The 6754-nt window shown below is 62.8% G+C and carries 5 protein-coding genes and 1 pseudogene; 2 read left to right on the forward strand and 4 right to left on the reverse strand.

The annotated features are described in order from the left end of the window. Positions 1 to 22: 22 nt before the first annotated feature. A complete protein-coding gene (gene acnB / locus AWB68_RS15895) occupies positions 23 to 2608 on the reverse strand; it encodes a bifunctional aconitate hydratase 2/2-methylisocitrate dehydratase (protein ID WP_087645304.1) in 2586 nt (861 codons plus the stop codon). Between the two features lie 143 nt (positions 2609 to 2751). Between acnB and AWB68_RS15900 the strand changes: the two genes are divergently transcribed. Beyond that, positions 2752 to 2934, forward strand: a complete 183-nt coding sequence (locus AWB68_RS15900; protein ID WP_087645305.1) for a hypothetical protein — start codon at positions 2752 to 2754, stop codon at positions 2932 to 2934. A 1034-nt stretch (positions 2935 to 3968) separates the two neighbouring features. Here AWB68_RS15900 and AWB68_RS15910 read toward each other — a convergent pair. From AWB68_RS15910 to AWB68_RS15920, 3 genes and pseudogenes are all read right to left on the reverse strand, one after another. Then, positions 3969 to 4337: a BON domain-containing protein gene (locus AWB68_RS15910; RefSeq protein ID WP_087645307.1), complete on the reverse strand. Its 369-nt coding sequence runs from the start codon at positions 4335 to 4337 to the stop codon at positions 3969 to 3971. A 36-nt stretch (positions 4338 to 4373) separates the two neighbouring features. After that, positions 4374 to 4544 (reverse strand): annotated as a pseudogene (locus AWB68_RS15915) (porin); the annotation flags it as partial. A 46-nt stretch (positions 4545 to 4590) separates the two neighbouring features. Continuing rightward, positions 4591 to 5814: a multidrug effflux MFS transporter gene (locus AWB68_RS15920; protein WP_087645309.1), complete on the reverse strand. Its 1224-nt coding sequence runs from the start codon at positions 5812 to 5814 to the stop codon at positions 4591 to 4593. A 449-nt stretch (positions 5815 to 6263) separates the two neighbouring features. Here AWB68_RS15920 and AWB68_RS15930 point away from each other — a divergent pair. Further along, positions 6264 to 6754: putative sulfate exporter family transporter (locus AWB68_RS15930; protein ID WP_125482946.1), on the forward strand; the 491-nt coding region annotated here is incomplete at its 3' end.

A 6754-nucleotide genomic window follows, 5' to 3' on the forward strand; every position in this document is an offset into this window, starting at 1 on the left:
CCGCCGTAGCCCGATAGCACGCTTACATCGTCACGGTGTCGGCCACTTCCTTGAAGTCCTCGATCTGGTCGAAGTTCATGTATTGGTAGATCTTGTCGCCGTTGGCGTTGATCACGCCGATGTCGGCCATGTATTCGTCCTTGGTCGGGATCTTGCCCAGGCGCGCGCAGATCGCCGCGAGTTCCGCCGAGCCGAGGTACACGTTCGTGTTCTTGCCCAGGCGGTTCGGGAAGTTACGGGTCGAGGTCGACATGACCGTCGCGCCTTCGCGCACCTGTGCCTGGTTGCCCATGCACAACGAGCAGCCCGGCATTTCGGTGCGGGCGCCGGCTGTGCCGAAGACGCCGTAATGGCCTTCCTCGGTCAGTTGCTTCTGGTCCATTTTGGTCGGCGGGGCGACCCACAGCTTGACCGGGATGTCGCGCTTGCCTTCCAGCAGCTTCGACGCGGCACGGAAATGGCCGATGTTGGTCATGCACGAGCCGATGAACACTTCGTCGATCTTGGCACCAGCCACGTCCGACAGCGTCTTCACGTCGTCGGGATCATTCGGGCAGGCCACGATGGGCTCGTGGATGTCGGCCAGGTCGATCTCGATGACGGCCGCGTACTCCGCGTCGGCATCCGGGGACAGCAGTTGCGGGTCGGCCAGCCACTGCTCCATCGCCTTGATGCGGCGCTGCAGGCTGCGCGGGTCCTGGTAGCCCTGGGCGATCATCCACTTCAGCAGCGTGACGTTGCTGTTGAGGTATTCGATGATCGGCTCCTGGTTCAGGTGGACCGTGCAACCGGCGGCCGAGCGCTCGGCTGAAGCATCCGACAATTCGAATGCTTGCTCGACCTTCAACTCGGGCAGGCCTTCGATTTCGAGGATGCGGCCCGAGAAGGTGTTCTTCTTGCCTTGCTTGGCAACCGTCAGCATGCCTTGCTTGATGGCGTAGAGCGGAATCGCGTTGACGAGGTCACGCAGGGTCACGCCCGGCTGCATCTTGCCCTTGAAGCGAACCAGCACCGATTCCGGCATGTCCAGCGGCATCGTGCCGGTGGCGGCCCCAAAGGCGACCAGGCCCGAACCGGCCGGGAAGCTGATGCCGATCGGGAAACGAGTGTGCGAGTCGCCGCCCGTGCCCACGGTGTCGGGCAGCAGCATGCGGTTCAGCCACGAGTGGATCACGCCGTCGCCCGGGCGCAGCGAGATGCCGCCACGGTTACTGATGAAGTTCGGCAAGGTCTGGTGGGTCTTCACGTCCACCGGCTTCGGATAGGCGGCGGTGTGGCAGAACGACTGCATGACGAGGTCGGCCGAGAAGCCCAGGCACGCCAGGTCTTTTAGTTCGTCGCGGGTCATGGGGCCCGTGGTGTCCTGCGAGCCGACCGAGGTCATCTTCGGTTCGCAGTACGTGCCCGGCCGGACGCCCTGGCCTTCCGGCAGGCCGCAGGCGCGGCCGACCATCTTCTGGGCCAGCGAGAAGCCTTTGCCGCTGTCGGCCGGCTGCTGCGGAAGGCGGAACAGGGTCGACGGGGCCAGACCCAGAGCCTCACGTGCCCTGGCGGTCAGTCCGCGGCCGATGATCAGGGGAATGCGGCCACCGGCGCGCACTTCATCAAACAGCACGTCGGACTTGACCTGAAACTCGGCGATCACTTCGCCGTTCTTGAGGGCGCGGCCGTCGTAGGGGCGCAGTTCGACTACGTCGCCCATTTCCATCTTCGACACGTCGAGTTCGATCGGCAGGGCGCCGGCGTCTTCCATCGTGTTGTAGAAGATCGGCGCGATCTTGCCGCCCAGGCACACGCCGCCGAAGCGCTTGTTCGGGATGAAGGGGATGTCTTCACCCGTGAACCACAGCACCGAATTGGTAGCCGACTTGCGCGAGGAGCCGGTGCCGACCACGTCGCCCACGTACGCGACCAGGTGGCCTTTTTCCTTCAGCGACTCGATGAACCTGACCGGGCCACGCTTGCCGTCCTCTTCCGGGACGATGCCGGGACGGGCGTTCTTCAGCATCGCCAGCGCGTGCAGCGGGATGTCCGGGCGGGTGGTGGCGTCCGGGGCCGGCGACAGGTCGTCGGTGTTGGTTTCGCCCGTCACCTTGAAGACGGTGATGGTCAGGCTTTGCGGCACTTCCGGACGGCTGGTAAACCATTCGGCGTCGGCCCAGCTTTGCATCACGGCGCGGGCGTGGGCGTTGCCCTTGTCGGCCAGTTCCTTGACATCGTGGAACTGGTCGAACATCAGGAGGGTTTTCTTCAGCGCGTCGGCGGCCACGGCAGCCACTTCGGCATCGGACAACAGCTCGATCAGCGGCTGGATGTTGTAGCCGCCCAGCATCGTGCCGAGCAGTTCGGTGGCGCGGGCACGTGAGATCAGCGCGCAGGCCGTCTGGCCGTTGGCCACGGCGGCCAGGAAGCCCGCCTTCACGCGGGCGGCTTCGTCCACGCCGGCGGGCACGCGGTGGGTGATCAGGTCGAGCAGCGCCTGCTCTTCGCCGGCGGGCGGATTCGCCAGCAGTTCCACCAGTTCGGCGGTCTGTTGAGCCGTCAGCGGCAGGGGAGGAATGCCCTGCGCGGCGCGCGCGGCTACGTGAGCATGAAAGTTCTCAAGCATGGTGGACCTGCTGGTATGGCGTTTAAGAGGAAGGCTTTTCAAGCACTCCAGGTGCTGTTCCTGGCAGTGCTTTGAACGGGATTCTAATTGCATTACCCCGCGACGTCAAATGTCTTATATCTTATATAAGAGTTGCACACGCATTGAAAAGGAAGTCCGCCCAGCTGGACGTCGAGGCTGTCCGCGCGCGCATCGCCGTGTGCTTTCGCGCGCATGGCATCGAGGTGGACCGGGTGATACTCGAAGGCCGCTCCGCGCGCAATCTCGAAGACGCATTCGCCGCGATGTGCGCAAGGCGGGCGCAGGACGCAGCGTCCGTGCGATAGCCCTGTCGCGGCGGCCAGCCGTGTTGAAACCACGCGGTCTGGCGCCGGCCGAACTGGCGCATGGCCGACGCATGAAGCGTGGCCGTGCCGAGTCAGCTCGTGTGTTGATTCCGGTGCGGGGAAGGTAAAGGAAAAGCGTGGCGCCGATGGTAGACAGCCGGTGACGCGCCTATCAAATTCGGCATACAAACGTCCGACCGGCTGGTGGCATCGGCGCCGAAATTGCCCCATGTCCGCTTTGGTTGTCTCAAGCGCCCGTGCGGCCGAGGCGGTCTCTTCTTCGAGTTCGACCCGTTCGCCTTCGAGACGCAAGAGTTCGTATCCGGCTTTTCCCTGCCCCTCCCGGGATGAGGGGGGCGCCAAGGAACGGTACCCCCTAGACTTTACTTTAAGGGAAAGGCCAGGGTACCTCGCGCAACGCCAGAGGCGGGCAAATCATGAGGGCACGACAGCCGCGATGATTTCGGGCACGCGGCCTTCCCGGTTGCCGATGGGCTTGGCAGACCTCCGGTGTTACGTTTCAGGGAAAGCGAGATGCGAAACGGTAAGAATTGTTTGCGACGGTTGATCGACAAGTGGCTTGGGCACTGCGCCAACACGACAGTGCACGTGATTGAGTTCAGTCGTACATCCGTCAATCGAACCCGCTACGTACGCGTCGGCGGAGGCCCCTCTGCAAGTTGTCTGGCGATTGTTTTCTTCCGGCACGGCGACGGTTCGTGGAACGTGTACCCGCCTAGGGAGGACGCGCCTATGATGAGCCCGTGCAGACTCGCCGCATGACCGGTGACCTGCAGCGCCATCGACGGCCAGCTCTGCACGCGGGGGAACGAGTACTTCGTTGCGGCTCGATATCGATTAGGACATGACGCCGATGACGGCGGAGCGCGCCAGCGAGCCTCGTCGAGGTGCTGGTCAGCGAGGACAAGCAAGCCTCAGCAGCAGTGCGAGGCCGCCTGATCGGAAGTCGACACTGTCGGTTGAAGTCGGCGGGACCCTCTGATTAGTCGGCCTGCCGTGCCGACTACGACAGCTTACTGCCCGCCAAATGGTTGTTCCACGGTCAGCTTGTTGGTGACCGAAATTACTCCGGGAACGCTCTTCGCGATTTCCGCGACCGTGCTCACCTGGGAAGCATTTGTGACCGTGCCACTAAGCGTCACCGCGCCGTCCTTTGCGACGACGCTGATATTGCCGGCACTGATCTCCTTGTGGTTTGCGATGGCGTTATAAACCTGCCGCCGCAGCGCGCGATTCGCCTTTCGTCCCGTGGCCGGGGCCGCTGAACCCGACGCCGTCATCGCGGTTGCGCCCGGCGCGCTGGCCGGTTCGCTGGACTGGGACCACGCGGCCAAGGAAGTTGCAACGAGAGCGGCTCCGACAGCCAGCCTGAATGTTTTCATTGAATACTCCGGTCGTTTGTTGTGTGGATTGCGTCATCAGAGAGTATGACGGATGCCGACCATCGCCGCCGTAGTGGACTTACCCGGTGCTACGGGTGTGCCATGGATGACCGTCTGGTTCATGGTGCCATCGTTGTCGACATACCCGGCTTGCGCGTACACCTTGGTCCGCTCCGGCAGGTTGTATTCGGCACCCACTGCGACTTGCAGCCTCATGCAGCCTCATTGGCGACCGACGCAGCTCCCGATCCGCTTAATCCGATCTCCCATCGCGCATTGCGATGAAGAACATCAGCAGACCAAGACATTGCAGAACCGCCATGCCTAGGGCCATGTGGAGTGTGTTGTCGAGCAGTAGCGGCACCAGCAATGCGGACGACAGAAAGTTGCCGAACTGCTGAACCGTGACATAACAACTGGACGCCAGCCCGCGTCGCTCCGGGAAACAGTCAAGGGCCATCACCTGCAGGCTGGGCTGAGTCAACATCATCCCGAGGCCAAAGATGGGCAGCGCCACCAGATCCCACGGCAATGGAGATGCGTGCATCGCGTTGACGCCGATATTGATCACGCCAGCCACAACCATGACCAGATGGCCAAGGATCACACTGCGCGCTGGACTGCCCCTGCCGGCAATACGATGCGCGACTGCGGCGCCGGCGATCAGGCCCAGCACGATCGGCACAAACAGGTAGCCGAATGACTGCTCGCCGAGGCCAAGATGCTTCACGACGAAGGTTGGCGCGGCCAGCACATACAGGTAGATTCCCAGATTGACTGCCGCGTTGGCGAATGCGAGCGCTACGAAGCGCGGCTTCGTGAGCAGGGTGGCATAGGCACGCGCGAGCGGAACCGGGTCCAGCCGGTGCCGGCGAGAGGGCGGAAGGGTTTCGGGCACAAGAAACCAACTGACCACTACCAGGGCTGCTGACAGTATCGCGAGGAAGATGAAGATGCTGCGCCATCCGGTCCACAGCAGCAGCCAGCCGCCACAGATGGGCGCGAGTGCGGGCGCCAACGCGAAGATCATCGCTACCAGCGCCATGATTTTTTGCGCGTGCGTGCCATCGAAGACGTCGCGCACCATCGCCCGGCCAATGACGACGCCGACGCCGGCGCTCACGCCTTGCAATGCCCGCCCGGCATAGAGAAGCGACAGGGTGGGGGCCGCCGCGCACATCAGCGACCCGATGGTGAACAGCACGTTGCCGGCCAAAATCATCCGGCGTCGGCCGATTGCATCCGAGATCGCCCCATGCCATGGGATCATCAATGCGAACGGGAGCAGGTAGGCCGACAGTGACTGCTGAACTTGCGCAGGAGTGGCATGCAGCGCCTGCGCCATCACCGAAAATGCCGGCAGGTACGTGGCGATCGCAAACTGTCCAAGCATGGACAGCCCAGCCACGAGTACGACGATCGTCGAGGTACTGAACCCGCGTTCTTCCGACTCTGTTGTTGGGATCACCGTTGTCATTGACGCGCCGTCCGTCGCGCCGTCAGGTGGGCGCAGCGCATGGATGAATTCGGCTTGCAGCCGATTCCTGTCGGGATCGCCAGATGGCGACGCGGCGCCGACAGGACGACTTCTTTCCGTCCGCAGGCGGCGTAACGCTCATGCGCAGACGCCAGTTCGCCCAGCCCGGACTCGTTATCCGACGGCTGGTCTACCTTTGACTCGATCCCGGTAAGCAACTCGTGTTCGCACTGAAACATGAAGGTAGAAGGTTGGCGACTGACGTCGTCATGGTAGGGAAGATCGCTTGGTAAATCGCCCCCCATCTCGGGAGGGGCGACGCATCGCCGCCGCTGTCCGAGCATCGTTCTATATAACCGATCAATTCGTTCTATATTCTGCGTTGGAATATAGAATCAGTCGTCGCGATAATTCGTGCTCTTTCTGGTCACCGAAATAGCGAGAACGCGATGTCTACCCCCCTCGGACCCCATGCCTTAACTGAAAGGCGCCCGATCGATTCCAGCACGCTGGCCTGGGTGCGAACCCATGCGCCCGGCGTTGCCCTGTGCATTGCTGTCACTCTGGTCGCTTTCGGGCTGCAACTGGCTGAGGAGTGGTTGTTCGGGCGCGCCTGGCTGGAAGCATTGGTCCTCGCCATTCTCATCGGAACGGCTGTGCGAAGTCTCTGGAAGCCACCCGCTTACTTGCAGCCCGGAATCAGTTTCAGCGCCAAGACCTTGCTCGAAATTGCCGTGGTCCTGCTGGGCGCCTCGCTCAGCACCCAGACACTGAACGCAGCCGGGTTGGGACTGCTGGCCGGCATCGTAGTCGTCGTCGGAGTGACCATCGTGGTCAGCTACGGTATCGGGCGCCTTCTGGGCTTGCATCATCGGATGGCCTTGCTGGTCGCATGCGGCAACTCGATCTGCGGCAACTCGGCGATTGCCGCCGTGGCACC

This window comes from Caballeronia choica (genome assembly GCF_001544535.1).
GTDB classification, from domain to species: Bacteria; Pseudomonadota; Gammaproteobacteria; order Burkholderiales; family Burkholderiaceae; genus Caballeronia; species Caballeronia choica.